Origin of the sequence: Streptomyces sp. NPDC026589, from assembly GCF_040638385.1 — a bacterium.
Lineage (GTDB): Bacteria > Actinomycetota > Actinomycetes > Streptomycetales > Streptomycetaceae > Streptomyces.
In genome coordinates this window covers 246,925-273,624 of record NZ_JBEZYG010000011.1, presented here as the reverse complement: position 1 = coordinate 273,624, position 26,700 = coordinate 246,925, and the positions used below count along the sequence as shown (strand labels likewise).

The following is a 26,700-nucleotide window of genomic DNA, read 5'->3' as shown; positions in this document are numbered from 1 at the left end:
CTGCGGACTACGCCTCAGGTACCGCCCCGCCCCAGTCTCCGGACCGATACGCCCCAGGGCTGCGCTGGCTAGCGTCTCCCCCATGCGTATAGGACTTCTCGGTACCGGAAATGTCGCCCGCGCCCTGGCCCACGGCTGGCGCGCCGCAGGGCACGACGTCGTCCTCGGATCACGTCGGCCCGAAGAACGCACCGGCCTCGGACTGCCCGTCGTCGGCCTCGACGAGACGGCCGCGCATGCGGAGGTGCTGGTCAACGCCACTCCTGGCGGGGTCTCCGTGGACCTGCTGCACTCCATCGGGGCCCCGGCGCTGGCGGGCACGCTGCTGATCGACGTCGGCGTCGGCCTCTCCGACGACTTCAGCGCGCTCACCCACCCCAACAGCAGCCTGGGCGAGCTGATCCAGGAGGCGTTCCCGCTGACTCCCGTCGTCAAGACGCTCTGCACGATGGACTCCACCACCATGACCGCCCCGGGCGACCTCACCGAGCCGGGCACGGTCTTCCTCTCCGGCGACGACGCCGAGGCCAAGCGCACCACCGGCCGGCTGCTCACGGACCTCGGGTGGCCGGAGTCCTCCCAGCTCGACATCGGCGGCATCACCACGGCGCGCGGCCAGGAGCACTTCGCGTTCCTCTTCATGGGGATCGCGGGCGGCGTGGGGTCCCACACCTTCAACATCAAGGTGGTCACCCGCCCGTCGGCGGACACCCTCTAGCTAGACGGCGGCCCCCGGGAACTCCCCGGTCGTCAACTGCACGTCGAACGGGGACGGCACGGTCAGCGGCTTACCGAAAGGCACCGCGTCCGTGTGCTTGTACGTGCCGTCCTCGTTCGGTTCCGTGAACAGCGTGACCATCGGCCCCCGGGTGTCGAACCGGTCGATCAGCAGGTACATCGGGACTCCCGCGCGGGCGTACGCGCGGTACTTCTTGGTGCGGTCCTCCCGCGCGTTGCCCCGCGAGGTGATCTTGACGACGAGCAAGGCCTCCGCCGCGTCCATCGGATCGCTGACCTCCGGATCGGCCGCCGCGATCAGCTCGGTCGGCATGACGACCAGGTCGGGGACGTACAGCTTGCCGAGCGGGGCGACGTGGACGCCGAGGGTCTGGTAGATCCCCAGCCCTCCGGGGAGGCCTCGGTAGAGGCGGCTCTGCACCGCCTCGGCGATGCCGTTGTGGTGCGCGTGCGGCGGTGGTACCAAGACGATCTGCCCCTCGTCGATCTCGGCGCGCCAACCCTCGGGCACGTCCAGTTCACGCCATGTCTGCAGCAGGTAGTCCCACGCGCGCCCATCCGAAGCCCGGCTGTTCTCGACGAACGCTGCGGTCATCGCGGGTCCCTTCTTCCGTGGCCTTGCCGACGAGGCTAGATCGGGGCTTTCACGGCTGTCCGCCGCTCCTCCCAGCGTTCCACGAACGAGTGGCCCCGCACAGGGAAGCGCGCGGCGACCACCGGTCACGAGTGATATCGCGCCCCGTTCCCTGACCCGTCGGGGGGGGAGTATATCGGCACCGTTCATGTGTAGGAAAAATGTAAGCGGGAACCTGAATTTCCGGAGGTTGATAGTCATGGTTCCCCTACTTCTCGTTCTTCTGCTCGCCCTGGTCCTCTTCGGTGTCGGTTTCGCGGTCAAGGCTCTCTGGTGGATAGCCGTGATCGTCCTGGTGCTGTGGCTCATAGGATTCTTCGTCCGTCCCGCCGCGAGCGGCGGCCGACGGGGCCGCTGGTACCGCTGGTAGTCACTTCTGACCAGCTTCCAACGCTGACCGGCGGCACCGCCCAGGTGTACGCCGCCTCTCCCCGGGCACACGAAGTTCAGCGGAAATATCATTCGGTGAATAAATCACAAGTGCATTTCCGATCCACCAGAACGAATGCACTTGGTGCGAATGCACTGGGCGACCTTCGCGAAAGGAGCCACAATGAGCGACTCCCTGTGGGGCTATCAGCCGTCGAGCGGTCACACCGCGGGCGCCGATCTGACCGGCTATGCGGTCGAGGCCACCGACGGCAGTATCGGTAAGGTCGACAAGCACTCCGACGACGTGGGTTCGGCCTATCTGCTCGTCGACACCGGAGTCTGGATCTTCGGCAAGGACGTCCTGCTGCCCGCGGGCACGGTGAAGCACATCGACACCAAGGAGCGGAAGGTCTACGTCGACCTCACCAAGGAACAGGTGAAGGACTCCCCGGAGTTCGACCGCCACCGGCAGGCCGACGACCCGGGCTACCACGAGCAACTGTCCGCGTACTACCTCGCGTACCGCATCATGTGACCCGGCGTACGCCCCCCTGAACGGCGGCGGGCCCGACCCCGAGGAGGGGCCGGCCCCGCCGCCTCACGCGTCGTGTCCTATATATAAGCGACTCTAATAACGTGATCTTGCGGACGCCGGACCACCGGGCCCGACCAGAACAGCAACGGCACCCGGCCGCGGGACAGCGTGGCGCCAGCCCCCGCCCGCCCTCAACGCGGCAGCTGCCCCTCCCTGTTGATCTCCGTCACCCGGGCCCGCAGCGCCACTCCCGGTGACGCCGGCCGCACCGCCTCCGGCGGGCATTCCCACTCCGGCCCGCCGCCGGGCGGCCGCAGCCGCACGTTCGGTCCGGACCGGCCCGCCACCCGGCCGACCCGCCCGTCCCGCGCGTCCACCGCGAACCCGCCCGCCTCGGGCACACCCGGCCCATATCCGTCACCCGTCATGACCGCTCTCCTTCTCCGCCAGCACCTCGCACAGCCGCAACGCGGTGTCGATGTTGCAGCGGCCCAGGTCGACCAGGGGCGCCGGCTCGTCACCCGCACACGAGACCGGATCGATCCGCAGGGACGGCAGCTTCACCCCGAACTCCGCAAGACCTTCCTTCAACCGCTCCACGGCGCCCTCCGCCACCCGCACCCGGTCAGCCGCCGCCCTGCGCCGCTCCATCGCTTCCATGCCGCACACCTTCCACTCTGAGTGATGGCCATGCATACCCAGCGTGTCCAACGCGCAGTTGGCCCGGAAGAGGCGCAGTTCGGGCAACCGCTTTCCCACTACCGACGGTTACCCCCACACTCCCAGCTTGGGAGCGCTCTCAGCGCTGTCGGCGCCCGGCGCTAGGCTGTAGACGATCCGGCGGCGACACCGAGCACGCGCACAGCACCCCGCGCACCCCCACGCACCAGCCCGCGTCTCGCCGCCCCCGTCAACGAGGAGCGATCGCCTTGCCCGAGCAGTCCCCCGGGTCCCGGCCCACCCTGGAAGCCGTCGCGACACGTGCGGGGGTGTCGAGGGCCACCGCCTCGCGGGTCGTCAACGGGGGCGACGGAGTCCGCAAGCCGCTCGTGGACAAGGTGCTCAAGGCGGTCGACGAGCTGGGCTACATCCCGAACCACGCGGCCAGGACCCTGGTGACCCGGCGGACGGGAGCGGTGGCCGTCGTCATCTCGGAGCCGGAGATACGGATCTTCTCCGACCCCTTCTTCTCCCAGCAGATCAGGGGCATCAGCAAAGAGCTGGCCGCCCACGACACCCAGCTCGTCCTGCTGCTGGTGGAGGGGCCCGGAGACTTCGACCGGATCGCCCGCTATCTGTCCGGCGGGCACGTCGACGGGGCGCTCGCGTTCTCGCTGCACACCGACGACCCACTGCCCGCGATCACCCGGCGGGCGGGGATTCCCACGGTGTACGGGGGCCGGCCCAGCTGGACCGCCGATCCCGGGGACCAGGCCGTCTCGTATGTGGACGCGGACAACCGGGGCGGCGCGCGGGTGGCCGTGCGGTATCTGAAGGACCTCGGGCGGGAGCGGATCGCGCACATCGGCGGACCGCCCGACCAGACCTCGGCGATGGACCGCCTCGACGGCTACCGGGACGTCCTGCCGGACGTGGACCCGACGCTCGTCGCCGAGGGCGCGTTCACCGTGGAGAGCGGGGCGCGGGCGATGGCGGAGCTGCTGGAGCGGCGGCCCGACCTGGACGCGGTGTTCGCCGCCAACGACCTGATGGCGTCGGGTGCGTTGCGTGTGCTGCGGGAGCGCGGCGTGGCCGTGCCGGAGCAGGTGGCGATCGTCGGCTTCGACGACATGGACTCGGTGGCCGGGACCACCGATCCGCCGCTGACCACGGTCAACCAGGACATCGAGGGGCAGGGCCGGCTGATGGCCCGCCTGCTGCTGCGCGGCCTGGGCCGGGACCGCACGAGCAGCGGACCGGCGCCCGACTCGGTGATCACCCCGACGACACTGGTGCGCCGGGCCTCGGCCTGACCGCAACGCGCGCGGAAGCGCGGAAGTGCGGAAGTGCGGAAGTGCGGAAGTGCGGAAGTGCGGAAGTGCGGAAGTGCGGCGGGCCTCCGCCCTGAGGAGCCGAAGACCCGCCGCACGAATCGTGCCCGTACCGTCACGCCTTACACGTACAGATCCCGCCACTTATCCGGTTATCCGGATGGGTCGCGCTGACCCGCACGTACGGGTCGGCGCGACCCATACATACGGAATCCCGCGCGGCCTACACGTACGGGATCTTCAGGACAGCCGCGTCCGTGCCGGTCTGCACCTGGGACGTGCCGCTGCCGAGCGCGTTCCAGACCTCCAGGCGGACCGTGCCGTTCCTCAGCTCGCCCAGGCTCCCGGTGACAGCCCTCGCACCGACCGCCTGCGTGTACTCCTCCCACCCGTTGACCGGGTCGGTCGCGAAGTAGCGGAAGGTCTCGGCCCGGTCGAACGTGCCGTCGCCGGTGAGGTCGTAGCTGACCCGGACCTGCGGGGCGAGCCCGACCTTCGTGCCCGCGTCGACCCGGAGGCGGAACGCGGTGGCCGCGCCGGGGGCAACCTTGCCGTTGACCTTCTTCACCTCGTAGACGGTCGGCCGGTACGGGGTGCCGTCCCGGTTGACGCCGTCGGCCGAGGCGATGGTGTCCGCGCCCGCCGGGTCGTTGGTGGCGGTGGTGAGGACGCCGCCGGTCTTGAGGCGGAAGGTGTTGCCGGTCGGCGGGTCCGGGTCCGGGTCGGGGTCCGGGTTGCCGCCGCCGGGGCCCGTGCTCGTGGCCGTCGAACGGGCCGGTACGGCGAGGGTCTTGCCGTCGGAGAAGGTGACCGTACGGGCGGTGGAGCCGTGGTTGTGCGCGGTGTAGGTGCGGATGCCGTCCTTCGAGAAGACGGCGGAGGTGGGCAGGTCGCCGCTGACCGTCATGTCGGGCGCGCCGACCGTGTTCAGGGTGTTGATCCAGTGGTAGGTGTGCGCCTTGGACTCGCCCTGCTCCGGGGTGTAGTTCCCGTTCACCCCGTCCCACTTGGCCTTCGCGGCCGCCGGGTCCGACAACGACTCGAACTGCCAGAGCAGGTCGCGCCACTCCTGTGCGGGACCCCCGTTCTCGCGCTCCATCTCGGCGATGTTCCGCTTGATGGCCGCCTTCTCGCGGGCCAGGTGGAGTGAACCGCCGGTCACCGGAAGGACGTTGATGCCGTGGATCTCCTCCGGGTTGGCGGTCCACCAGGTGGAGTACGCGCCGCCGCTGCCCCAGACCATGCCGACCGTGTCGTGGCCGAAGGAGCCGGGGAAGACCTGCTGGTCGGCGTCGAACCAGTACTGGGTGATCGCCTCGGACTCGGTGGTCAGCAGGAAGCTGCCGAGGTCGCGGAGGCTGGTGTCACCGGTGGCCGCGCCCCAGAGGACGAGTCCGGCGCTGAGGTTGATGGACTCGGAGGAGGACTCCTGGTTGTTGCCCGCCGCGAAGCCCTGGTGGCCGGAGGCCCAGCTGTGGCCCGCGTACACGTCGAAACCGCGCAGGAACGGGTAGGCGGAGTCGGTGCGGCTGGGGTTGGCGGTGTCGCGGATCAGGTGCTTGATCATCGTGCCCCAGGCGGAGTCGGCGACCCAGGCCTGGTCGTACTGGGCGATGATCGCCGCCGCGTAGACGTAGTAGCTGTAGTGGAAGTGGTGGTCGTTGAGCTCGGTGTCGCTGCCGTACGAGGCCGGGTAGCCGGTGAGGGTCTTCCAGTCCTTGTCGTAGCTGAACTCACTGGCCCCGCCCGCCGTGAACCACTCCTGGAGCCGGCCCTTCATCAGGCCGAGGAGCTTGTCGCGGGTGGCGGTCTCGCCGATCTGGTCGGCCATCGGCACGAGCTGGGCGAGGCGGCCGAGCGCCTTGCCGGTCCAGTAGGTGTCGGCGGCCCCGGAGAACGGGTCGGAGGCGTTGGCGACCTCGTTGAGATAGCCGGTGAGCCGGGCCTTGTCGACGCCGCTGGAGGCGGGCAGCGCGGGTACCACGCCGTTGTTCTTCTGGCTGGTGGTGAAGGAGGCGGACTCGCGCACCTTCATCGTGCCGCGCGGCGACACGTACGTGTAAGGGGTCAGCGCGTCGGTGGTGTGCAGCCACTGGTGGCGGTACAGGGCCTGGAGCGTGCCGCGCTCGGTGCCCTCCCTGGCCTCGGTCGTCAGGCTGTAGGTCGCCCGTACGTTGCCTCCGGTGGACTGCCAGGCCACCTGGGAGCCGGTGACGAAGCTGAAGGCGTACTTCTTGTAGGTCGCGAGCGCGTCCGTGGAGGGCAGCACGGCGAGCGAGAAGTAGTCCTTCCCGCCGAGACCGGCGGTGATCGCGGTGCCGGAGACGTTCCAGTCGCTGCCGGTCGGGGCGAAGAGGGCGTAGTGGTGTCCGGCGACGGTGATGCCGAGGACGTTGCCCTGGTCGGAGAAGACGGTGGGCGTGGAGGCGGTGGTGATGCGGGCGTCCCCGCCGGAGCCCTTGGCGTACACGAACGGCATGCCGTGGCCGATGGTGGCCCGGAAGGTGCGGGAGCCGTCGGCCCAGTAGGGCGTGACCGTCCAGTCGGACCAGGCGTCGGCCTTGGTGTCGGGTGAGTTCAGGCCGCTGAGGCCGACGGTGAGGTCGGCCTTGTGGGCGTACTCGTACTGGCGGCCGTCGCCGACGACCGCGGGCATGGTCGGATAGCCGACCTCCAGGCCGGAGGCCTTGGCCTGGTAGGTGAGGGGATGGCCGTACATGGGGGTGCTGTACGGGTTGTCGCCGTAGCGCTGGTAGGCGAGCGAGGACCACCAGTCGTTGGTCGGGACCGGCTTGTCCCGCGCGGCGGCGGTGAGCTTGGGGGTGACGGGCGCGCCGGTGTTGGTGGTCGGGCCGGAGGTACCGGCGGGGCGGGAGTCGGAGTAGCTGCCGGCGCCGGCGGGGATGGTGGCGGCGGCAGCGGGCGACGCGGCGGGGCCCAGGCCCACGGCGGCCACGGCGATGGCCAGGAGCGTCGCCGCGGCGGGTCTGGAGGCGAGTCCGGGGGCGAGTCTGGAGAGGGAGGTTCGCACGAGCAGCACCTCGATCATGGGGGGAGGAGCGCGTTCGAGAGCGCTCTCAAGTGCCAAGGAACGTAAAACTCCTGAAACGTAGGTGTCAATAGATCGCGCACAGACGGCAGTTGGAAGGGCTCCGGACGTAACCCCAAGCTGTTATGCGTTCGAGTCTTGACGGGGCGGAGGCGGTGAGGGACGCTCCAGACGCAGGTTTGAGAGCGCTCTCAAAGCGCTCGGTTCATCCCGAAGCCAAGGGAGGCTTCCCATGCCCATCGCCCGAGCCGCCAAGAGAGCCACCGCCCGCCTCGGCGCGGTCGTCCTCGCCGGGGCGCTCCTCGCCGCCTGTGGATCCAGCGACCCGTCGGACTCCTCCGACGGCGCGGGCGGAAAGGTCACGCTCAACGTCGACCTCTTCGGGTCGTTCGGCTTCAAGGAGGCCGGGCTGTACGAGGAGTACCAGAAGCTCAACCCGGACATCACGATCAAGCAGAGCGACACCCAGGACGAGGCGGACTACTGGAAGTCGCTCCAGACGCGGCTGGCGGGCGGCGGCGGTCTCGCCGACGTGCAGGGCGTCGAGGTGGGCCGCATCGCCTCGGTCACCCAGCAGCAGTCCGACAAGTTCCAGGACCTGAAGGAGTTCGGCGCCGACAAGCTCAAGGGCGAGTTCGCCGAGGCCAAGTGGTCGGCGGCGACGACCGAGGACGGCAAGATCCTCGGCCTCGGCACGGATGTCGGCCCCGAGGCGATGTGTTACCGCACCGACCTCTTCAAGCAGGCCGGGCTGCCCACGGACCGCGAGGAGCTCGCTGCGAAGTGGGCCACGTGGGACGGCTACCTGGAGCTGGGCAAGCAGTACAAGAAGAAGGCCCCCGCCAAGAGCGCCTGGCTGGACAGCGTCGGCTCGCTCTACGGGATCATGATCGGCCAGGAGAAGGAGCGGTACTACGACGCCTCCGGCGAGCTGATCTACGAGAAGAACCCGGCGGTGAAGGAGGCCTGGGACACCTCCGTGGCGGCGGCCGAGGCAGGTCTGAGCGCCAAGCTCGACCAGTGGTCCCCGCAGTGGAACCAGGCGTTCGCGGCCGGTTCGTTCGCGACGATCCCGTGCCCGGCCTGGATGCTCGGCTACGTCAAGGGCCAGGCCGGCGACGCGGGCAAGGGGAAGTGGGACATCGCGAAGCTCCCCGGCGGCGCGGGCAACTGGGGCGGCTCGTACCTGTCCATCCCGCGTGCGGCCAAGCACAAGAAGGAGGCGTACCAGCTGATCGAGTGGCTGACCGCCCCCGAGCAGCAGGCGAAGGTCTTCCAGAAGCAGGGCAACTTCCCGTCCTCGACGGGCGCCATCGAGACGATCGCGGGCGCGAAGGACGAATACTTCTCGAACGCCCCGATCGGCCAGATCTTCGGTGAGGCGGCCAAGGAGTCCCCGGTCCAGGTGCTGGGCGTGCACGACCAGAACGTGATGCAGCAGATCACGAACGCGCTGAGCGAGGTCGAGCGCAAGGGGGTGTCGTCGGACAAGGCGTGGCAGACGGCGAAGAAGGGCGTGGACAACGTGATCGGCTGACGCCGCTCACCGCCCCACCGCCCCACCGCCTCGCCTCCGTCGGTCGGGGGCCGGCCCGTCCACCCGCACGCACGGCGGACGGGCCGGCCCCACCCCCGCCCGCGCACGGCGGAGACCGGGCCACCCCCGGACCCGCCCCCGCCCGCGCACGGCGGAGACCGGCGCTCACCCCCGTACCTCCCCTCCGCCCCAGCCCGCTCCCGCTCCCGAAGGGCCGCTCCGTGTCCCTCACCGCCACCGCGAAGGCCGGGCCCCGCCCGTCCGGAACCGGGCCCGGCCCCGACGACGGCCGGGCCGCCGCCCTCCGGCGCACCTGGCGCAAGGCCTCCCCGTACGCCTATATCGCCCCCTTCTTCACCCTGTTCCTGGCCTTCGGGCTCTTCCCGCTCCTCTACACGGCGTTCGTCTCGCTCTACCGGGTCGAGCTCCAGACGAGCGGCGAGATGGAGTGGCGGGGCATCGCCAACTACACGGCGCTGTTCACCGACGAGTACTTCTGGATCTCGCTGCGCAACACGTTCACGATCGGCGTGCTGTCCACGGTCCCGCAGCTCGCGATGGCACTCGGCCTCGCGCACCTGCTGAACTACAAGCTGCGCGGCCGGACCTTCATCCGGACGGCGATCCTGCTCCCGTACGCGACATCGGTGGCGGCAGCCACGCTCGTCTTCGCGCAGCTCTTCGGCCGCGACTTCGGGCTGATCAACTACGTGATCGGGCTGGTCGGCTTCGATCCGGTGGACTGGCAGACGGGCACGGTCGCCTCGCAGATCGCGGTCTCCACCATCGTGATCTGGCGCTGGACCGGGTACAACGCGCTGATCTATCTGGCGGGCATGCAGTCGATCCCGCACGAGCTGTACGAGGCGGCGGAGATGGACGGGGCGTCGCGCTGGCGGCAGTTCGTCCACGTCACGCTGCCCGGGCTCCGACCCACGATCATCTTCACGGTGATCATCTCGACGATCGGCGCGACGCAACTCTTCGGCGAGCCGCTGCTGTTCGAAGGATCGATCTCCGGCGGCATCTCGCACCAGTACCAGACCCTCGGCCTGTACATGTACGAGCAGGGCTGGGGCTTCTTCCATCTGGGCCGGGCCGCGGCCATCGCCTGGGTGATGTTCGTCCTGATCGTGGTGCTCGTCGGGGCCAACGCCCTGCTCGTGCGCCGCCGCGCACGCAAGGAGGCCGGCCGATGACCGCGCTCGCCGCACCGCCGACCGCGCCCGGGAAGGGCCGCCCGCCGCAGGTCCCGCCGCGCCAGCGGCTACGCAAGGGGGGCGGCGGGGCGGGCCGGACGATGAAGGGCGGCTGGCTCTCCTACCTCATCCTCGGCGTCGCGCTGCTGATCTCCGCGTTCCCGTTCTACTGGACGATCGTCGCGGCCAGCCGGTCCAACGCGGACCTGGCGCAGGTGCCGCCGAGCCTGCTGCCCGGACCGAACCTGATCAAGAACTTCGACGCGGTCCTCGAAGAGGCCGACATCGGCAAGGCCCTCCTCAACTCGCTGATCGTGTCCGGCTCGATCACGCTCGGCACGGTCCTGTGCTGCACGCTGGCCGGATTCGCCTTCGCCAAGCTGAAGTTCCGGGGCCGGGGCGCGCTGCTGACGCTGACGATCGGGACGATGATGATCCCGCCGCAGCTCGGTGTGATCCCGCTCTTCATGCTGATCGCCGAGCTCCAGTGGGTGAACCAGCTCCAGGCGGTGATCCTGCCGGGCCTGGTCTCGGCCTTCGGGGTGTTCTTCATGCGCCAGTACCTGGTGCAGTCGCTGCCGGACGAACTGATCGAGGCGGCCCGGGTGGACGGGGCGTCGACGGCCCGGATCTTCTGGTCGATCGTGATCCCGATCGCGCGGCCGGGGATGGCGGTGCTCGGGATGCTCACGTTCATGACGGCGTGGAACGACTTCTTCTGGCCGATCATCGCGCTGTCCTCGCAGGAGCCGACCGTGCAGGTCGCGTTGCGTCAGCTCGGCGGCGGATACGTCAACGACCAGTCGGTGATCATGGCCGGCACGCTGCTGGGCACGCTGCCCGTGCTGCTGGTCTTCGGCCTGCTGGGCCGGCAGATCGTCGGCGGCATCATGCAGGGCGCGGTCAAGGGCTGACGCCGTACGCCGCCCGCCCCGCAGGACCGCCCCGCCCCTCGGGACCACCCGCCCCTCGGGGCCGCCCGCCCTCCCTGCGGGGCCCCGCCCCTCCTGCGGGCCCCCGCCTCCGCCCCCTCCCTCACCTCTGGAGTGTCAGTCCATGACCGCTGTCGATGCCCGTCCGGCGAACTCCGCGGGTCCCCGCCCCGACACCACGGCGGAACTCCGCTTCCCCACCGCGTTCCGCTGGGGGACCGCCACCGCCGCCTACCAGATCGAGGGCGGAGCCACCGAGGGCGGCCGTACGCCGTCCATCTGGGACACCTTCAGCCGGACGCCCGGCAAGGTGCGCAACGGCGACACCGGTGACATCGCCGCCGACCATCTGCACCGGATGCCGGACGACGTACGCCTGATGAAGGAACTGGGCGTCACCGACTACCGGTTCTCCGTCTCCTGGTCCCGGGTCCAGCCGACCGGCCGGGGCCCGGCCGTGGAGCGCGGCCTGGACTTCTACCGCCGTCTGGTGGACGAGCTGCTGGCGGCCGGGATCAGACCGGTAGCCACGCTCTACCACTGGGACCTGCCGCAGGAGCTGGAGGACGCGGGCGGCTGGCCGGAGCGGGACACGGCGCACCGGTTCGCCGAGTACGCGGGCCTGGTGGCCGGGGCGCTGGGCGACCGGGTGCCGACCTGGACGACGCTCAACGAGCCCTGGTGCGCCGCGTTCCTCGGGTACGGGAACGGGGTCCACGCCCCCGGCCGGACCAGCGACCTCGCGGCCCTGCGCGCCGCCCACCACCTGAACCTGGCGCACGGCGCGGGCGCCCGCGTCCTGCGCGACCTCCTGCCGGACACCGCCGAGATCTCCCTCACCCTGAACCTCAACGCGCTGCGCCCGCTGGCGGACACGGAGGCGGACCGGGACGCGGTGCGCCGGATCGACGCGGTGGCGAACCGGATCTTCCTGGACCCGGTCTTCCACGGCCGGCTGCCGCAGGACCTGGTCGAGGACACGGCGGAGGTGACGGACTGGTCGTTCGTCCGGGACGGTGACCTGGAGGTGACGTCGACGCCGATCGACTCACTGGGCATCAACTACTACACGCCCAGCGTGGTTTCGGCGGGGATGTCGGAGGCCCCGTCGCCGTGGGCGGGCGCGGAACAGCACGTGGCGTTCACCCCGGCGGCCGGCCCGCGCACCGCGATGGACTGGCCGGTCGACGCGAACGGTCTGTACGAGCTGCTGGCCCGCCTCCGCGACGAACTCCCCTCCGTGCCCCTGCTGGTGACGGAGAACGGGGCGGCGTACGACGACTACGCCGACCCGGAGGGCGCGGTCCACGACCCGGAGCGGGTGGCGTATCTGGACGCCCACCTGGCGGCGGTGCACCGGGCGATCGCGGACGGGGTGGACGTGCGCGGGTACTTCCTGTGGTCGCTGCTGGACAACTTCGAGTGGGCGTACGGCTACAGCAAGCGGTTCGGCATCGTTCACGTGGACTTCGCTTCCCAGCGCCGCACGGCGAAGGACAGCGCGCGGTGGTACGCGGAAGTGATCGCGCGGGGCGGCCTGGAGCGCTGAAACGGGGGCAGGGCCCGGCGGGTCGGGTCGGCCGACGACCGCCTGCCGCCTCCCGGTCACAGGTTCACGGCCTACGGGCTACGGGCTACAAGCACGCGTTACGAGCACGGGTTACGGGTTTACGCAGGGGCTCGGAGCGGCATGCGCTCCGGGCCCCGGCGCGCGTCCGGGGGCGGCTCGGGGTGCGCCCGGGACCTGTGGGCGGGCGTCCGGCCGAAGAGTACGGGCGATGAGAGTTTTCTCCTGGAATCGGCCGGACCACTTTCGGCCGGATGAATCACCGGTGAAGCCCCCCGCACCGGCGGGTAGCCGGTGCGGGGGGCGGCGGAGCACCCGCGTGGCCCGAAGAGGCCCTGGGAGTACGGCCCGACCGACGCTTCCGGAACGCCGACGGGCCCCGAAGCCGGGAGAACGGGGCTGCTCAGCCGAGGGGTGGGCCGGAGCCCGTCCGGGCCGGTGAGCCTGGTGGCGGCCCCATCCGCACGGTCGGCTCCGATCGTCCGCGCGGCCGATCCGCGTGCGCCGTGCACGCCGCCGCCCAACACCCTTTGCCCCGATGCAACTTGGCGCGAATCCGTCGCCTCCGACCGAGGCCGCTCCATAAGCCTCTTGACCTCCGGACCCCCATCCGTATGGTCTAGACCAAGCAGAGAGAGGCAGTCGGCGGTGGTGGTCACGCGCCGCCCCTGCCTCGCCCACGTACCCGGCCAGGCGCATTCGACCTCACCTTCCGAATCCTCCAGATCCCCCAGTTCCCCCAGTTCCGCCAGATCTCCGAAATCCTTCAGATCCTTCCGATCCTCCAGCCGAGGACCAGATTCCCCAGATCCTCCAGCCGAGGAGAAGAACACCCGGGCGCCGGCGAGAGGCCCGTCACCCCGTGCGCCGAAGCGACAAGTGCCGACGCTTCCCGCACACACCCCACAGGCGCCCGCGCACCCGCGCGGACCGCCCATGCACGCTTTCCCACCCCCACGGACACAGCGGGAGATCGCACATGAGGAGCCACACCGCCGAGCCGAGCCTGTCCCCGCCCGGCCGCGCACCTGAACCCCCGTCCCACACACGCGGCTTCGGCCGCGAACGTCCGGCGACAGCCGGCGCCCGAGCAGCCCTTCAACGGCTGGCCGACCACGTCAACGTCCGCGCCGTCGTCCTGCTGAGGGTGACCGTCGGGATCGTCTTCCTGGGCTTCGGCGTACTGAAGCTGTTCCCCTCGGCCAGCCCCGCCGAGCAACTGGCCGTCGACGCGGCCACGAAGATGACCCTGGGCCTCGTACCGGAGACGGTGCTGCTGCTCTCCCTCGCGGCACTGGAGACGGCCATCGGGATCGGCCTGATCGCGGGAGGCCGCCTGCTGCGCCCCGCTCTCGTCGCGTTCTTCCTCCACATGGGCGGCGTGTTCTCGACCCTCGTCCTCCTGCCCGACGCGATGTGGCAGTCCCACTCCCCCGCGCCGACCATGGAAGGTCAGTACGTCGTCAAGAACGTGGTCCTGGTGGCCGTGTGCCTGGTCGTGGCCGCCGACGCGTGGGGAAGCGGGTCCAGGGCGTCACGGTGTCCGGACGGTACCGACCGAACACCGCACGAATGAAGAAAGCCCGGCCCCCGGTCCGCTCCCGGAACGGGGACGGCGATCAGGCGATCAGCCGACGTGGACCGGCACCTCGGCGAGCTGCTGCGGGGTGACCGAGGGGCGCGGCCCGCGGAGCATGGTCGCGGCGACGACCGCCGCGACCACCAGGGTGACGGCCGTGGCGAGGAACACCGCGGAATAGCCCTCGGTGAGGGCGGCCCCCCGGCCCGAGCCGGCCGCGGCGGACCGCTCGACGGCGCCGAGGTAGATCGTGGTGAACACCGAGAGGCCCACGCAGCCACCGATCTGCATGGCTGAGTTGACCAGGGCCGATGCCGCGCCGGCGTCGTGGTGACCGACGCCGGCGAGCGCGACGTTCTGCACCGGGATGATCACGAACGCGATGCCGATGCCCACGACCACGAGGCCGCCGAACACCTCCGTCCAGTAGCTCCCGTCGGCCGTGACGAAGGTCAGCCACACCATCCCGGCCGCGGCGATCAGCGGCCCACCGGTCATCAGGACGCGCGGCCCCCGGGTGGGCAGCAGCCTGGCGGCCACGGGTGCGGTGATCATGGTCGCGAAGGTCATCGCGAGGCTCGCGAGTCCGGCGAGCAGCGGGGAGAGCCCGAGCACGATCTGGAGGTGGAACATCAGGTAGAGGGTCATCCCGATGTAGACGGCGCCGATGGCCGCCTGGATGAGGAACGCTCCGGCACGGGCACGGTCACGCACGACCCGCAGCGGCAGCAGCGGCTGCGCGACGCGGGACTCGATCCACACGAACACCGCCAGCAGGACCAGGCCGGCGGCGAGGAAGCCGATGGTGTCCGGCTCGGTCCATCCGGACTCGGCCAGGGTGAACCCGTAGACGAGGGCGGCCAGGCCGAGGGTGACGGCGAGGGTGCCCCAGATGTCGTACCGGTTGTCGCCCTCGACCCGGCTCTCGGAGACGAACAGCAGCGCGCCGATCAGGCCGACGACGGCGAAGACGATGTTGACCAGCAGGCACCACCGCCAGTCGGCGTACTCGGTCAGGACACCGCCCAGGGCCAGGCCCACCGCGGCGCCGGTGCCGGCGACGGTGCCGAAGACCGCGAACGCCGTTCCGCGCTCGCGCCCGGCCGGGAACGTGACCGTCAGCAGAGCAAGCGCGGCGGGGGCCAGCAGCGCCGCGAAGGCGCCCTGGAGACCGCGCGCCGCGATCAGCTCGGTCCCGCTCTGCGCGAGACCGCCCCACACGGAGGCGGCGCCGAATCCGAGCATTCCGACCATGTAGCTGCGCTTGCGCCCCCAGTAGTCGGCGACGCGTCCGCCGAGCAGCAGCAGGGCGCCGAACGCCAGGACGTACGCGGTGATGACCCACTGCCGCTCGGTGTCGCTCAGCTCCAGTTCGAGCTGGGCCTGGGGCAGGGCCACGTTGACGATGGTCGCGTCGAGCACGACCACCAGCTGTGTCAGCGCGATCACCGCGAGCGCCCACCATCGGCGGGGATCGGGTATGGAGGGCTGGGAAGGCAGGGGGACAGACATGAAGAAACCTCCGGGGTTCTGTCCAGATGAGCGCCGGAGGTTTCAAGCCTCGGACCGGACACCGCAAGGCGGGGTCCGACCACCTCGGCCACGGGGCCGAGCCCATCCATCCTAACCACCCGCCGGGGCCCGGTCCGCGCCGAAAGCGGACGTGATCCGGCTCACAGGCCGGTACGGATCACGTCGTCCCGCCCCCGTCCCGGCACTCGGGGAAGAGATGAGGATGCTGCGCGGCGAGGACCCGGGTGATCGCCTCGTCGGTGGGGTCCGTGACGCCCCAGCTGTGTTCGGACCGATGCCCGGCGAACAGCTCGCACGCCTCCTTCCGCGCATCACGCGCAGGGCACCACGGGAGCGAGTCCAAGCGCGTACGCTCCGCGCTCCACCTGACCCAGACGGCGCTTCCGGGCCGACCGCCCTCGTCCCACAGCAGCGCCGCGTGATCGTGGTCGGTCTCGTGGTCACCGGCATGGTCCTCGCCCAGTTCGCAGAGCACGTGTCCGGGCTCCGGCCGGCGCCCGGGGGCGGACAAGGGGAGAAGGAAATCCGGGGGCTTCAGCAGGGCAACAGCGGTGCACTGGTTCACGGTTGAGGCCGTCCTCATGAGGTGTCGGACCCGTCGCCGGACAGGAGCCGCTCGGCGATCAGGTCGCCCAACGGGTCCGTCACGCTCCAGGAATGGGGCGCGGGGTGATGGTCGGGGAACGCGCACTGCCGTACGACGCCGGTACCGAGGTGGCGGAGGACGGCCGGGCACCACGGCACGGAGGCCACCCGGTGGGACCGGTCCGGGCCGGTACCGGTCCAGAAGAACCACAGAGCCGGAGCGCTGGACGGCTCGGCCGCCCGGAGGAAGGCGGCGTGCTCGGTGAAGGCGTCGTGCTCGCCCAGTTCGCAGAGGAGGAAGGAGGGCGGGACGACGGTGTCCGGAGCGTCACTGGGAGGAGCCTGGGTCACGGCGGTGCATTGCAGCACGTCGGCCTCTTCTGTCGGCGGGCCTAGAGATGATCGGTCAGGGAACCGCGCCACCCCGAGAGGGTCAGGCTCAGCCCGACAGCGGGGTCGACCACGGTGAACAGCAACGGAAAACCTGCTTCCAGGGCCCGTATCGCGTCGTCCTGGCGCTCACCGTCGGTCGCCCAGGCCCGCAACCCCTGGGGCGCGTCGGAGCCGTGGAAGAGGACGGGCCGCACATCAGGGGCCGACGACGACTCCGGCGGGCCGGGGTGCCTCGTGCGCCCGCGCCCGTGTCCGTGCCCGTGTCCGTGCCCGTGTCCGTGTCCGTGTCCGTTGGCCAGGCGGAGCGCTTGCCCCCGCAGCCACAGGAGGGCCAGCCGCCGGTTCCGTACAGTCACACCGCCGAGCGAGGCGAACCACTGCCCGTCCGTCAGGGTGACCTCGGCGGCGTACCCCGTGCGCGTCATACGACACGCTCGCCGGTGACCGCGAGCCGGACCCGCGACCGGGCGAGGACGCTCACAACACCTCACCCCGGCTCCGGGCGTTGGCCCGCGCGGTACGGGCCCGGAGCTGCTCTATGGGAAGCGCGGGGCGTACGTGGCGGGGCTCGACCTCCCACTCGATGCCGCCGCCGATGGGGCGGAGGGACCAGTAGAGGCCGGCGATGCCACGGAACTCGCCCACGCGATTCCCGCGGCTGGTGTCCACCATGGGCGTGCCGGGGGCCGGGGGAACCGTGGGGCCAGGAGGCTCCGGGGTATTCGGACGCGCGTTCTCGCCGTACACCTATCGCTCCTCTCCGTAGCTGTTTGACTACCGGGGGTCCTCAGAGTGGCCTAGCGTGAAGAACCCTTCAACTAGCTGGAAAAGAAGGAAGGGGAGGGGCTTCAGCATGGTCAATCGCAAGGATCTGAACCCGGGCAGCAGCCCGCAGGCGGCCTACGGCGCCCGCATCCGGCGGTTCCGGGAGGCGCGGGGGTGGAGCCAGGAGGAACTGGCCCCCCGCATCGGGTACTCCAGTCAGCATGTCTCGGCCGTGGAAACTGTTCGCAAACCGCCAACCCTGCGCTTTTCGCGTAGGTCTGACCAGGCGTTCGGTACGACCGGCACGGCCGACTCGTTCGAGCGCGAGTGGGCCGAGCTGCGGAACGGCTCGCTGCTGGAGGGCTTCCCGGAGTACGTCGGGTACGAGGGCCGGGCGGTGGAGATCAGGCTGTTCGACGTCGGCCTGATCCCAGGGCTGTTACAGACACCGGAGTACGCACGTGCCGTGGCATACGGGCACGTAGAACGCGGATCCATCACCGCCGAACAGGCTGACGAGCGCGTCTCGTTCCTGGCGGAGAGGCAAGCGGCGCTGGTGCGGTCACGTCCGCCCATGGTCTTCGTCGTCATGGACGAGAGCTGCCTGCATCAGGCTGTCGGCGGAACGGAGGTCATGGACGCTCAGCTGGAACGGCTGGAGGAGATGGCCGCGCTACCCAACTGGATCATCCAGGTGGCACCGTTCAGCCTGGGGGCACGGAGGGCGTTCTACCTGCCGGTCAATCTGCTGACCCTTGCCGACCGCTCCATCGTCGCGTATGCCGAATCGCAGACACAGGGGTACGTCGAGCGCGAAACTTCGTTCGTCGTACCCATGCTCACGGCCTACCATCAACTCCAGGGCGAGGCGCTGTCGAAGGCGGCGTCTGTGGCCAAGATCAGCCAGTTGCGAAAGGGCACCCCGTGATGAGCGAATCCCCCCGTTGGTTCAAGTCCTCGTACAGTGACAACGGCGGCAACTGCGTCGAGGTCGCCGCCAACCTCGCCGCCACACGCGGCATCGTCCCGGTCCGCGACTCGAAAGACATCAGCGGCCCCGTACTGAGCTTCCCCGCCGACGCGTTCTCCACCTTCGTCGCCGGGGTACAGGCCGGAAGGCTCGACACCGTCTGACGGGACGAGCCGACACCGCCCCACCGTGCCGCGCACGGTGGGGCTTCCTGCTACGAAAGGACACCTCATGACGAACGAATCCCCTCGTTGGTTCACGTCCTCGTACAGCTCGAACGGCGGCGCCTGCGTCGAAGTCGCCGCCAACCTCGCCGCCCCGCGCGCCATCGTCCCGGTCCGTGACTCCAAGGTCGCTGACGGCCCCGTGGTCGACGTCCCCGTCACCGCGTTCTCGGCCTTCGTCGAGGCCGTCCGGGGCGGAACGTTCGACACGGTCTGACGAGCCGTCCCAGGACCGCCGCCCCACCGTGCCACGCACGCGCACCCGCACGGTGGGGTTTCCTGATCGGCCGCCCCCGCGCGTCCGGCCCGGTGGACCCGGCTCATGTGCCGTAAGAGCTGGTCACGTTACGGCGACGGGACGGGTGCGGACCCAGTACGAGCGGGTGGCGGCGATCAGGGCGCATCCGTAGACGCCGAACGCGGCCATGCCGATCCAGCCGTCACTGGTGCGTTGACCCGCTCGTGCGGGGAGGGCGGCAGCATGGTCAGCCCCTGGGAAGCCGATCCTGACACCGGATTCAAGAGACGTCTCGGAAAGTCGCCCCGCTCCCACCGCCCGCTGACCGCTGCCCGCGCGGCCCTGGCGAACCCTTTCCCAGGTCGCAACTACAACCTGAGATCTCTACCAAATCCGGAACGGTTCACTCACCGAATCACTCGTGCCCTGCCCTGGGTGCGGAAACCGAGCGCGTGGCGATAGATCTCGGGCATGCGGTAGCGCCCGTCGGCGTCTCTGGCCAGTGCACCCCACTGCTCCAGGGCTTCGACCGCGTCAGGGGCCAGGTTCAGGTCAGCCGCATCAAAGGGCATCTTGACGGAGTCCGAAAAGGTTGCCATGTGCCGAAGGAGTTTCCCGAGGCGGGGATTCTCCTGATTGATCTCCTGTACCTTCTCGCGACTGCAGGCTCCCAGCGCGTGACGCATGGCAGCCGGGGTCAGAACTCGGTCCTGCCAGCGCTCATCGCCGGTGGAAGCGGAAGCCGCCTCCCGCAGGAAACGGACGACATCGCGAGCCTGGATCTGTTCATTGAAGTCGGCGAGAGCCGCGGGGACCCACCGCTCGGTCCACGCTTCACGCGAGTTCTCGGTACCGAGCTTCGCGCCCCAGAGGGGAAGGAGAGCTTGGACGATCTCGTCGAAGCCCATATCTGCGATCGGAGAGTCAGGCGTCACCACTGCGTTGGAGCTTGACGCGATCCACAACGACAGCCGGAGCGCGTCTTCGGCGTCCCAGCGAAGCTCGTAAGGGGAATAGCGGTCGAGGAACTGCCCGAGGTTCTGCTTGATCGCCGTGCGGACCAGGTCCTGACGCACGAACACCACGAGGCCGAGCGAGCGGTTGCGGAGGCGACGGAACCAGGCCGGGACCTCGATCAGCAGGGTTCGGAGGGCGATGCGCCGAGGTTCCGCATCCAGCGTCTCGAGCCAGTCCTCCAAGCCATCAATCACGAAGACACAGGCTCCGGACGTATCCAAAGTCCGCTGGATGAGGAATTCCTCGGCTGGTTCGCCGTGTGGGGCACCGGCTGACCAGGCCAGGCATTCCAGCCAGCGCCGTCTCCAGAACTCTGACTCGTGGGCCTGTGCATCCGTCAGGCCGGCGTTCAGATAGCTGCGGAGTTCATCAGCGGTGACGCCTGGCCCACCTGCGGCGCGGTCCCTGAGGGCTTGTGGTGAGAGCACGCCGGTTTGCGGCTCCGCGATGTTGGCCGGGTCCAGGACAGGAATGACCATTGCTGTCCGCTCGACGCTCTGACCGTTCTCGCGCGCGAAGGCGTCCCACGTGCCTGCGGTGCACATCCTGGCGAACGTGAACGTCTTGCCTGCGCCTTTCGCGCCGACGACGACTGCTACCGGGAGGTCGGTGCTGTGATCTGCGATCAGGCGACGTACCGGCTCGGTCGTGAGGAAGCCGAGACTGGAATCCATACCTTGTCGCTCAGCGAAGACGAGACGACCTGCTGCGCTTTCCATTGCGCGTCGGCGCTCGTCCAAGGTTGACAGCTCGTCTGTGGACGCCGGTGCCGCTTGCGTAGCGCTCGGTGCGAACTCACTGAGCAAGCTGGGCAGACCGCAGCGTCGGATGACTTCCACGACTGCGTCCCAGTCTTGCGGGAGTGCGAGCAGCTCTTCGCGGAACGGACTCAGCAGTGGCTCGGTCAGAACTTGTTCGTCCACCGCGAGGTCTTCCGAGGTGTACTCATCAGTGGCCGCCATGGCAAGGGTGGACGACAGCGCTGCGGACAGACCACGTCGGGCCTCCTCGGCATGAAGGTCATGGACGTCCAGCCGGTACTGCGTCACGATCGCGCCGGGAGTCGGATCCGTTCGCGCTACGGCCGGAGACTGGGCTCCCAACTGCCGGATCATAGTCTCCGTCCCCTGAAGGGACTGGCTACTGACCGTGGTGACGAAGATCCGAGTCACGCGGGGGTCCAGCAAGATGGGTGCTGACAGCTCAGAGGCTCCGGCCCGCAAGTCCAACACGACGGTGTCGACCTCGGCCGCGACAGCGAGGGCCGCAAGGGATTCGCTGAGGAAGTACGGTGAGCGGTCCTCGGTCAATAGGTCGGTGGGGCTGATTCGGGGCGGACCGAGTCGACTACGTCGGCTGGCGGGAAGAACGGTCACGCGGCCTGACCCCGAGTAGCGTGAGACACGCTGGTTGGGAAGATAAGCAGCAGCGATTTCCACCGCCTGAGTGGGGTCACCTTGCTTGGAAGAGTGCAGGAGAGCGAGAACGTCCTCGTACGCGACGTCGCAGCGGCCCCCCTGTGCTTGGTACATCCAGGTAATGCCGGGGGCTTCCAGGTCCGCGTCCACGAGGAGAACGTGCTGGCCCTGGGAGGCCAGAAAATCAGCGAGAGCCACGGCATGCAACGTGCGTCCCACGCCGCCCTTGAAGGAGTGGAATGCGATGAGCTGCTTGTCACCGGCGAACTGAGTGTGCTCGGGTCGCGGCAGGGCGTCCCCCAGGGCTGAGGTGACACGACGCTCACTGAGTCGCGGACGGCGGGGGGCTGCTCCGAAATCGTCCGACTCGGCCAGGCGCACAGGGAGGGAGCGGGGGGCGTGAGTTGCGGGACGATCCAGGGCGAGTTCCAGGCCCGCGTCATTTTCAGCCGCTGATCCGAGGCCGAACTGGCTGTCCAGCCACTCGCGGACTGCTCCGCTCTCCGTACCTGGGCGCACCGTCAGTTCCAGAGTGTCCCACCAAGCGTCGACCTCCAGGAGCCACTGCGGCCACTGGCCGTCCGTAGCTGCCTCGGCCAGTTGAGAATCGATGTCCACCCAGGTGAAGAGCTTGCCGGCCATATCGCTCAAGATCCTTTCCTGGCGTCCTTCACCAGCGACTTCAAGGCTTCCAGCGCAGCTTTCTGATCATCCACGCACAGTTCTGCACCATAGCGCCATGCCTCATGCAGCTGATGGCTCTCGATCCACGTGCTGTCCTTGTGCCGACGACACCGCAGTGGGTCTTGTCCGGGGGTGGGGTCCTGAAGATTCAACGCCTTGGCCAGTCGGCGCAGATTGTGGGATCGCAGGTCACTGGGTAGCGCAGACGTGTCCTCACGCTGCAGGATCCAGCGCAACACCTCGGCCTTCAACCCGCACTCGGCAGCATAGAAGAGCAGCAACCCGCTGATCGCGCCGTCCCCTGCCTGCTCGGCGGCGTCTCCCTGTTTCGCGAGCCGCTCGCGGCTTCGCCGCAGCTCGCCTACCCCCACGTCGACCATCGCATCAGACTACTGGCTGAGGGTCGGGGGACGGCCTCCTGGAGGCGCCTGGACGCACCGGACAAGGCCATCGGCACGGATGCCACGGATGGCACGAGCTCACCCCGCCCACCTCCCCGCCGGGAACGTCAGCGCGACCCAGCATCGACACCGGTGCGGCCACCACGACAGCGGCGAGCCGGTGGCGTCCTGGGGGGGGCTGTCATCTCGGCTCCGCCCGGAACGCCCGGCGGTAGGCGCCCGGTGTCGTGCCCAGGGCGTCGAGGAAACGTCTGCGGAGGTTGGTGGCCGAGGAGAGCCCGACGCGGCGGGCGACGGTGTCCACCGGGAGATCGGAGGACTCCAACAGCTCCCGGGCCGCGACGATCCGCTGTGCGAGCAGCCACCGCCCCGGGCTGGTGCCGAGCTGCTCGGTGAAGCGACGGGCCAGGGTGCGAGCGGAGCAACCGGCGTGTGCGGCCAGGTCCTCGACGGCCAGCGGTTCGTGGAGGCGGCCCGTCGCCCACTCGACGAGTGGCGCTAGCGAGCCGTCGACCTGGGAGGGGTGGGGCGGCGCGGCGTACTGGAGTTGCCCCCCTTCGCGGTGCGGCGGCATGACCATGTTCCGGGAGACGTGCGCGGCGTACTCGGCGCCCTGGTCGGCCCGTACCAGGTGCAGGCACAGATCGACCCCGGCCCCGGCGCCCGCGCTCGTGGCGACGTCGCCGTGGTCCACGTACAGCACGTCCGGATCGAGGCGGACGGCCGGGAAGCGCGCGGCGAACTCGTCCGCCAGCGCCCAATGGGTGGTCGCCGAGCGGCCGTCGAGCAGACCGGCGTGGGCCAGGGCGAAGGCGCCGGAGCAGATGCTGACCACGCGTGCGCCCCGCTCGTGCGCACGGCGCAGAGCCCGTACGACAGCGGGCGACGGGGGTTCGTCGGTGGGCAGCCAGCCGGGGACGATCACGGTGGCCGCCCGGTCCAGGGCGTCAAGGCCCTCCATGACGAGCATGTCGTATCCGGCGCGCGTGGCGACAGGGCCGGGGTTCTCGGTGCATACGCCGAAGGTGTAACGGGTGGGCAGCTCGCGTCGTGTGATGCCGAACACTTCGGCGGCACAGGCGAGTTCGAAGGTCGACTGAGGTGCGTGGACGAGTGCCGCTACACGGTGCATGGCAGGAAAGTACCGGAGAACGTCAATCGAGACACTGGGCGGGGCGTGGGCGGTCGACAAGGCTTGCCCCATGACGAAGCAGAAGCCACGAACGGCACAGACGACGCAGGCAGAGGACACTTCGGCGCGGGCGGGGGGACAGCTGCCCGGCTACGTCTGGTCCGCCGTGCACGACGCGCCCGCGCATGAGATCTTCCCCGGCATCCGCGTGCGCCCCCTATGGAGCGGCGGGAACGGCGCGAAGGCCCAACTGCTGGAGATGGATCCGCACACGTGCTGGGAGGGCATCGACGTGCACGAACCGGGGCCGGAAGAGGTTTTCGTTGTCTCCGGTGTCTTCAACGACGGTCAACGGGACTATCCGGCAGGCTCGTTCATTCACGCTCCCGCCGGCTCCTGGCACATCCCCCAGACGGCGTCGGGCTGCACGCTCTTCGTCTTCTACCCCGAAGGCTGAGTGCCTGGAGGCGTAAGTACTTGAGTGCTTGAGTGCTTGCCGCAGCCGGTCACGGCAGGTCTTCGAGGCGCTCCATGTGCTCCTCGCCCCACTCCCCGAGCGGCATCAGCGCGGCGACGAGTGAGCGGCCGAAGTCGGTCAGCGAGTACTCCACCTTGGGCGGCACCTGCTCGTGCACCTCGCGGTGGACGAGCCCGGCCGCCTCCAGCTCGCGCAGTTGCAGCGTCAGCATCCGCTCGCTGATTCCGGCGACCGTCCGCCGCAACTCCCCGAAGCGCAACCGCTCTTCCTCACCGAGCCAGAAGAGGATCAGCCCTTTCCATTTTCCGCCCATGACGGCGATGGCGGCGTCGAATCCGCAGGTGTACTTCGGCATGACCTCTCCCACTGACAAGAGTGTGGGTACCGAACAAAATTGTCGGTACTTGTGCAATCTATCGTGCCGTCACAGCATGGAGATCACCGGAGCCCGGACCAACGGGCCTTCCGTGCCCACCCTCCAACTCCCGTAACAGGAGCGGCAAATGTCCACGCGCAACCAGCAACAACACCAGCACCAGACCCCCGTGACCGTCATCGGCCTGGGCGCGATGGGAAGCGCACTGGCGGCGGCCTTCATAGCGGCGGGGCACCCGACCACGGTGTGGAACAGAACCGCGTCACGGGCTGCCCCGCTCGTCGCCCAGGGCGCCGCGCATCCGGAGACCGTGGCGGAGGCCGTCGCGGCGAGCCCGCTCGTGATCACCTGTCTGACGACGTACGAGGACACCATCGAGGCCCTGGAGCCGGCGGCCACCGCGCTGAAGGGCCGGGACCTCGTGACCCTCAACAGTGGGTCTCCGGCCGGTGCCCGCCGCACGGCGGAGTGGGCGCGCGGGCACGGCGCACGCTACCTCGGCGGCGCGATCAAGAACGTACCGCCGGCGGTGGGCGCCGAGGACACGCTCCTCTACTACAGCGGCGATGGCACTGTCTTCACCGCCCACGAACCGGTGCTGCGGGTACTGGGGGGGGACACCGTGTATCTCGGTGCCGACCCGGACCTCGCCGCTCTGTACGAAATGGCGGTGGGCGGCACGCTGCTGCCCGCCCTCGTCGGCTTCTTCCAGGGGGCGGCGGCGCTGCGGGCACGTGGCCTGGAGGCGGCTTCGATGGTGCGGTTCAGCGAACAGTGGTTGCAGATGATCGCTTCGGTGCTGCCCGTGCTGGCCCGGGAGATCGACAGCGGCGACTACAGCGAACCGCTGTCGTCGGTGAACGTCTTCGTGGCCGGGGCCGCGCACGACGCGGAGCTCGGGAAGGAGGCGGGCCTCGACGTGGAGTGGCACAAGCCGTTCCACGAGCTGCTGGAGAGGGCGGTGGAGGCCGGTTACGGGACGCAGAGCATCGCGGCGCTGACGGAGATCCTCAAGGAGCCCCGTCGGGACGCGCTCACCCCGCCCACCTCCCCGTCAGGAACGTCAGCGCGACGAGCGTCGTCACCGGCGCGGCCACGCTCAGGTACGCCGTCCTGAACCACGGTCTCCGCAGGCTCAGCGCCGCCAGGCCGATCCACAGCGGCCACCACAGCAGCGTCGCGCGCGGGATCGACGTGTACCAGTACGAGGTGCCCAGGGCCCAGAGGCTGAGGGCCACGTACAGCGCCTCGGGCCAGCGACGGCGGTACAGGAGCACGGCCACCAGTGCGAGCCCCACCAGCATCGCCACGAGTTCGGCCTGGAACATGAGCGCGTAGCCGGTCGTCTGCGTGTGGCTGAACGCCCCGTCCCACGTGTTCGACCACGCCTCCCACGGGGTGTGGAACGTCCGGTACCACCCGCGTTCCTGCGCGTGCTTCCAGGCCATCCAGTCGCCGGTCCGCGCGTGCAGGTACCAGCTGTACGCGGCCGGGGGCAGCGCCGGGAGCAGCATCCAGCCGGCGGCTCGCCAGCTCCGCCGGTCCCGCTTCTCCCGGGCGGTCAGCACGAAGAGCAGGGCGATGGCGGCGGCGAGGAACAGGCCGCTGACGCGCACCGTCGTCGCCAGGGCCGTCAGCACGGCGGCGAGCGCCCAGCGGTGCCGCACGGCGGCGAGCCAGGCGGGCAGGGCGAACGCGAGGAACAGCGCCTCCGTGTAGCCGGCGGCCAGGAACACCGCGCAGGGCGAGAGCAGGAAGAGAACAGCCGTACGGCGGCCCGCCGCGTCCTCCGGCAGATACGCCCGCGCGATACGGGCCAGGGCCAGTACGGCCACCGCCCCCGCGACGAACGAGATCAGCAGCCCGGCCGCCGTCCAGTCCGGCACCACCGTGTGCACGGCACGGAGCAGGAAGGGATAGCCCGGGAAGAACGCCTCCCGGTTGTCCCAGCCGCTCGTCCACGGGCCAGCGCCCGCCGGGAAGTAGCCGTCGCGCGCTATGTGGAGGTAGTGGTTCGCGTCCCACCGCTGGAAGGACGCGAGTACGGGCGTCGCCTCCCGCGTGCCGGGGCGGGCCGGGAACAGCCAGCGGGCGAAGTGGACCGTGATCCACAGGGATATTCGGGTCAGGAGGTAGAGCCACAGCACGGCCCGGTCGGCAGGGGTCAGGCGGGCCGCCGCCCGGCGGAGCCGCCCCGTCCGGGGCTCGGGCGGGGCGGCAGTCCGGGGTTCGGCGCGCGCGGACGTCCGGGGCTCGGGTGGTACGGGGCGGCCGGCGGAAGGCCGCAGCCCGGGGGAGAGCGTGGACAACTGAGGCACCTTTCGGGCGTGCCTCGCGGATACGCGGATACGTC

28 protein-coding genes are annotated in these 26,700 nt (G+C 69.8%); 14 read left to right on the top strand and 14 right to left on the bottom strand.

Features of this window, described 5'->3' with window-relative positions:
- The first annotated feature begins 82 nt into the window (after positions 1–82).
- Complete coding sequence (locus AB0F29_RS20985; protein WP_361874070.1) at positions 83–718, top strand: NAD(P)-binding domain-containing protein; 636 nt, start codon at positions 83–85, stop codon at positions 716–718.
- On the opposite strand, the gene AB0F29_RS20980 is transcribed toward AB0F29_RS20985, so the two are convergent.
- Entirely contained in the window at positions 719–1,333 is a 615-nt protein-coding gene (locus AB0F29_RS20980) for a Uma2 family endonuclease (protein WP_361874068.1), read from the bottom strand.
- 238 nt (positions 1,334–1,571) lie between these two features.
- Here AB0F29_RS20980 and AB0F29_RS20975 point away from each other — a divergent pair, with 238 nt between their 5' ends.
- Positions 1,572–1,742: a hypothetical protein gene (locus tag AB0F29_RS20975; RefSeq protein ID WP_047178003.1), complete on the top strand. Its 171-nt coding sequence runs from the start codon at positions 1,572–1,574 to the stop codon at positions 1,740–1,742.
- 183 nt (positions 1,743–1,925) lie between these two features.
- Complete coding sequence (locus AB0F29_RS20970) at positions 1,926–2,279, top strand: PRC-barrel domain-containing protein (protein WP_361874066.1); 354 nt, start codon at positions 1,926–1,928, stop codon at positions 2,277–2,279.
- Between the two features lie 191 nt (positions 2,280–2,470).
- On the opposite strand, the gene AB0F29_RS20965 is transcribed toward AB0F29_RS20970, so the two are convergent.
- On the bottom strand, positions 2,471–2,707 hold the full coding sequence (locus AB0F29_RS20965) for a hypothetical protein (RefSeq protein ID WP_361874064.1): 237 nt from the start codon (positions 2,705–2,707) through the stop codon (positions 2,471–2,473).
- Positions 2,697–2,939 (bottom strand): hypothetical protein, encoded by a 243-nt coding sequence (locus AB0F29_RS20960; RefSeq protein WP_361874062.1) that lies wholly within the window; start codon positions 2,937–2,939, stop codon positions 2,697–2,699. The genes AB0F29_RS20965 and AB0F29_RS20960 overlap by 11 nt, the downstream gene beginning before the upstream one ends.
- Positions 2,940–3,208: 269 nt before the next feature.
- Between AB0F29_RS20960 and AB0F29_RS20955 the strand changes: the two genes are divergently transcribed.
- Positions 3,209–4,252 (top strand): LacI family DNA-binding transcriptional regulator, encoded by a 1,044-nt coding sequence (locus AB0F29_RS20955; RefSeq protein ID WP_361874060.1) that lies wholly within the window; start codon positions 3,209–3,211, stop codon positions 4,250–4,252.
- A 241-nt stretch (positions 4,253–4,493) separates the two neighbouring features.
- Here AB0F29_RS20955 and AB0F29_RS20950 read toward each other — a convergent pair whose 3' ends face one another.
- Positions 4,494–7,319 carry a glycosyl hydrolase gene (locus AB0F29_RS20950; RefSeq protein ID WP_361874109.1) on the bottom strand — a complete coding sequence of 942 codons (2,826 nt, stop codon included), beginning with the start codon at positions 7,317–7,319 and terminating at the stop codon, positions 4,494–4,496.
- Positions 7,320–7,551: 232 nt separating this feature from the next.
- On the opposite strand from AB0F29_RS20950, the gene AB0F29_RS20945 reads away from it, so the two are divergent.
- The 5 genes from AB0F29_RS20945 (at position 7,552) to AB0F29_RS20925 (ending at position 14,130) form a co-directional block, all read left to right on the top strand.
- Positions 7,552–8,856: an extracellular solute-binding protein gene (locus AB0F29_RS20945; RefSeq protein ID WP_361874058.1), complete on the top strand. Its 1,305-nt coding sequence runs from the start codon at positions 7,552–7,554 to the stop codon at positions 8,854–8,856.
- Between the two features lie 221 nt (positions 8,857–9,077).
- A complete protein-coding gene (locus AB0F29_RS20940; protein WP_361874056.1) occupies positions 9,078–10,055 on the top strand; it encodes a sugar ABC transporter permease in 978 nt (325 codons plus the stop codon).
- A complete protein-coding gene (locus tag AB0F29_RS20935) occupies positions 10,052–10,969 on the top strand; it encodes a carbohydrate ABC transporter permease (protein ID WP_361874054.1) in 918 nt (305 codons plus the stop codon). The genes AB0F29_RS20940 and AB0F29_RS20935 overlap by 4 nt, the downstream gene beginning before the upstream one ends.
- A gap of 142 nt (positions 10,970–11,111) precedes the next feature.
- Entirely contained in the window at positions 11,112–12,536 is a 1,425-nt protein-coding gene (locus AB0F29_RS20930) for a GH1 family beta-glucosidase (RefSeq protein ID WP_361874052.1), read from the top strand.
- Positions 12,537–13,533: 997 nt separating this feature from the next.
- On the top strand, positions 13,534–14,130 hold the full coding sequence (locus AB0F29_RS20925; protein ID WP_361874050.1) for a DUF417 family protein: 597 nt from the start codon (positions 13,534–13,536) through the stop codon (positions 14,128–14,130).
- Positions 14,131–14,181: 51 nt separating this feature from the next.
- Here AB0F29_RS20925 and AB0F29_RS20920 read toward each other — a convergent pair whose 3' ends face one another.
- The 5 genes from AB0F29_RS20920 to AB0F29_RS20900 all read right to left on the bottom strand — a co-directional run bounded on the left by AB0F29_RS20920 (position 14,182) and on the right by AB0F29_RS20900 (position 17,391).
- Positions 14,182–15,645 carry an MFS transporter gene (locus AB0F29_RS20920; protein WP_361874048.1) on the bottom strand — a complete coding sequence of 488 codons (1,464 nt, stop codon included), beginning with the start codon at positions 15,643–15,645 and terminating at the stop codon, positions 14,182–14,184.
- A gap of 178 nt (positions 15,646–15,823) precedes the next feature.
- Positions 15,824–16,231, bottom strand: a complete 408-nt coding sequence (locus tag AB0F29_RS20915) for a hypothetical protein (RefSeq protein WP_361874046.1) — start codon at positions 16,229–16,231, stop codon at positions 15,824–15,826.
- A 14-nt stretch (positions 16,232–16,245) separates the two neighbouring features.
- Complete coding sequence (locus AB0F29_RS20910) at positions 16,246–16,620, bottom strand: hypothetical protein (RefSeq protein WP_361874045.1); 375 nt, start codon at positions 16,618–16,620, stop codon at positions 16,246–16,248.
- 23 nt (positions 16,621–16,643) lie between these two features.
- Entirely contained in the window at positions 16,644–17,069 is a 426-nt protein-coding gene (locus AB0F29_RS20905; protein WP_361874043.1) for a hypothetical protein, read from the bottom strand.
- A 52-nt stretch (positions 17,070–17,121) separates the two neighbouring features.
- Positions 17,122–17,391, bottom strand: a complete 270-nt coding sequence (locus tag AB0F29_RS20900; protein ID WP_361874041.1) for a hypothetical protein — start codon at positions 17,389–17,391, stop codon at positions 17,122–17,124.
- A gap of 106 nt (positions 17,392–17,497) precedes the next feature.
- Here AB0F29_RS20900 and AB0F29_RS20895 point away from each other — a divergent pair, with 106 nt between their 5' ends.
- The 3 genes from AB0F29_RS20895 to AB0F29_RS20885 all read left to right on the top strand — a co-directional run bounded on the left by AB0F29_RS20895 (position 17,498) and on the right by AB0F29_RS20885 (position 18,820).
- Positions 17,498–18,337, top strand: a complete 840-nt coding sequence (locus AB0F29_RS20895; protein ID WP_361874039.1) for a helix-turn-helix transcriptional regulator — start codon at positions 17,498–17,500, stop codon at positions 18,335–18,337.
- Positions 18,334–18,543 carry a DUF397 domain-containing protein gene (locus AB0F29_RS20890; protein WP_361874037.1) on the top strand — a complete coding sequence of 70 codons (210 nt, stop codon included), beginning with the start codon at positions 18,334–18,336 and terminating at the stop codon, positions 18,541–18,543. Before AB0F29_RS20895 ends, AB0F29_RS20890 begins: the two co-directional genes overlap by 4 nt.
- Before the next feature lie 67 nt (positions 18,544–18,610).
- Positions 18,611–18,820: a DUF397 domain-containing protein gene (locus AB0F29_RS20885; protein WP_361874035.1), complete on the top strand. Its 210-nt coding sequence runs from the start codon at positions 18,611–18,613 to the stop codon at positions 18,818–18,820.
- Between the two features lie 428 nt (positions 18,821–19,248).
- Here the strand turns inward: AB0F29_RS20885 and AB0F29_RS20880 are convergent, their stop codons facing one another.
- From AB0F29_RS20880 to AB0F29_RS20870, 3 genes are all read right to left on the bottom strand, one after another.
- Positions 19,249–21,918, bottom strand: a complete 2,670-nt coding sequence (locus tag AB0F29_RS20880; RefSeq protein WP_361874034.1) for an AAA family ATPase — start codon at positions 21,916–21,918, stop codon at positions 19,249–19,251.
- Positions 21,919–21,923: 5 nt separating this feature from the next.
- On the bottom strand, positions 21,924–22,340 hold the full coding sequence (locus tag AB0F29_RS20875; protein WP_361874032.1) for a hypothetical protein: 417 nt from the start codon (positions 22,338–22,340) through the stop codon (positions 21,924–21,926).
- A 202-nt stretch (positions 22,341–22,542) separates the two neighbouring features.
- Complete coding sequence (locus tag AB0F29_RS20870; protein ID WP_361874031.1) at positions 22,543–23,493, bottom strand: helix-turn-helix domain-containing protein; 951 nt, start codon at positions 23,491–23,493, stop codon at positions 22,543–22,545.
- Positions 23,494–23,563: 70 nt separating this feature from the next.
- Between AB0F29_RS20870 and AB0F29_RS20865 the strand changes: the two genes are divergently transcribed.
- Complete coding sequence (locus tag AB0F29_RS20865) at positions 23,564–23,950, top strand: cupin domain-containing protein (RefSeq protein ID WP_361874029.1); 387 nt, start codon at positions 23,564–23,566, stop codon at positions 23,948–23,950.
- A 49-nt stretch (positions 23,951–23,999) separates the two neighbouring features.
- Here AB0F29_RS20865 and AB0F29_RS20860 read toward each other — a convergent pair whose 3' ends face one another.
- On the bottom strand, positions 24,000–24,326 hold the full coding sequence (locus AB0F29_RS20860; protein ID WP_007456995.1) for a helix-turn-helix domain-containing protein: 327 nt from the start codon (positions 24,324–24,326) through the stop codon (positions 24,000–24,002).
- A gap of 148 nt (positions 24,327–24,474) precedes the next feature.
- Here AB0F29_RS20860 and AB0F29_RS20855 point away from each other — a divergent pair, with 148 nt between their 5' ends.
- Positions 24,475–25,464, top strand: a complete 990-nt coding sequence (locus AB0F29_RS20855; RefSeq protein WP_361874027.1) for an NAD(P)-binding domain-containing protein — start codon at positions 24,475–24,477, stop codon at positions 25,462–25,464.
- Here the strand turns inward: AB0F29_RS20855 and AB0F29_RS20850 are convergent.
- Positions 25,382–26,656, bottom strand: a complete 1,275-nt coding sequence (locus AB0F29_RS20850) for a mannosyltransferase family protein (RefSeq protein ID WP_361874026.1) — start codon at positions 26,654–26,656, stop codon at positions 25,382–25,384. The two genes, AB0F29_RS20855 and AB0F29_RS20850, sit on opposite strands and share 83 nt — an antisense overlap.
- Between the last annotated feature and the right edge of the window lie 44 nt (positions 26,657–26,700).

Coding starts and splice junctions, on each gene's coding strand:
- AB0F29_RS20985 (WP_361874070.1), top strand. CDS start 83: ATGCGTATAGGACTTCTCGGTACCGGAAATGTCGCCCGCGCCCTGGCC.
- AB0F29_RS20980 (WP_361874068.1), bottom strand. CDS start 1,333: ATGACCGCAGCGTTCGTCGAGAACAGCCGGGCTTCGGATGGGCGCGCG.
- AB0F29_RS20975 (WP_047178003.1), top strand. CDS start 1,572: ATGGTTCCCCTACTTCTCGTTCTTCTGCTCGCCCTGGTCCTCTTCGGT.
- AB0F29_RS20970 (WP_361874066.1), top strand. CDS start 1,926: ATGAGCGACTCCCTGTGGGGCTATCAGCCGTCGAGCGGTCACACCGCG.
- AB0F29_RS20965 (WP_361874064.1), bottom strand. CDS start 2,707: ATGACGGGTGACGGATATGGGCCGGGTGTGCCCGAGGCGGGCGGGTTC.
- AB0F29_RS20960 (WP_361874062.1), bottom strand. CDS start 2,939: ATGGAAGCGATGGAGCGGCGCAGGGCGGCGGCTGACCGGGTGCGGGTG.
- AB0F29_RS20950 (WP_361874109.1), bottom strand. CDS start 7,319: ATGATCGAGGTGCTGCTCGTGCGAACCTCCCTCTCCAGACTCGCCCCC.
- AB0F29_RS20945 (WP_361874058.1), top strand. CDS start 7,552: ATGCCCATCGCCCGAGCCGCCAAGAGAGCCACCGCCCGCCTCGGCGCG.
- AB0F29_RS20935 (WP_361874054.1), top strand. CDS start 10,052: ATGACCGCGCTCGCCGCACCGCCGACCGCGCCCGGGAAGGGCCGCCCG.
- AB0F29_RS20930 (WP_361874052.1), top strand. CDS start 11,112: ATGACCGCTGTCGATGCCCGTCCGGCGAACTCCGCGGGTCCCCGCCCC.
- AB0F29_RS20925 (WP_361874050.1), top strand. CDS start 13,534: ATGAGGAGCCACACCGCCGAGCCGAGCCTGTCCCCGCCCGGCCGCGCA.
- AB0F29_RS20920 (WP_361874048.1), bottom strand. CDS start 15,645: ATGTCTGTCCCCCTGCCTTCCCAGCCCTCCATACCCGATCCCCGCCGA.
- AB0F29_RS20905 (WP_361874043.1), bottom strand. CDS start 17,069: ATGACGCGCACGGGGTACGCCGCCGAGGTCACCCTGACGGACGGGCAG.
- AB0F29_RS20895 (WP_361874039.1), top strand. CDS start 17,498: ATGGTCAATCGCAAGGATCTGAACCCGGGCAGCAGCCCGCAGGCGGCC.
- AB0F29_RS20885 (WP_361874035.1), top strand. CDS start 18,611: ATGACGAACGAATCCCCTCGTTGGTTCACGTCCTCGTACAGCTCGAAC.
- AB0F29_RS20880 (WP_361874034.1), bottom strand. CDS start 21,918: ATGGCCGGCAAGCTCTTCACCTGGGTGGACATCGATTCTCAACTGGCC.
- AB0F29_RS20875 (WP_361874032.1), bottom strand. CDS start 22,340: ATGGTCGACGTGGGGGTAGGCGAGCTGCGGCGAAGCCGCGAGCGGCTC.
- AB0F29_RS20870 (WP_361874031.1), bottom strand. CDS start 23,493: ATGCACCGTGTAGCGGCACTCGTCCACGCACCTCAGTCGACCTTCGAA.
- AB0F29_RS20865 (WP_361874029.1), top strand. CDS start 23,564: ATGACGAAGCAGAAGCCACGAACGGCACAGACGACGCAGGCAGAGGAC.
- AB0F29_RS20860 (WP_007456995.1), bottom strand. CDS start 24,326: ATGCCGAAGTACACCTGCGGATTCGACGCCGCCATCGCCGTCATGGGC.
- AB0F29_RS20855 (WP_361874027.1), top strand. CDS start 24,475: ATGTCCACGCGCAACCAGCAACAACACCAGCACCAGACCCCCGTGACC.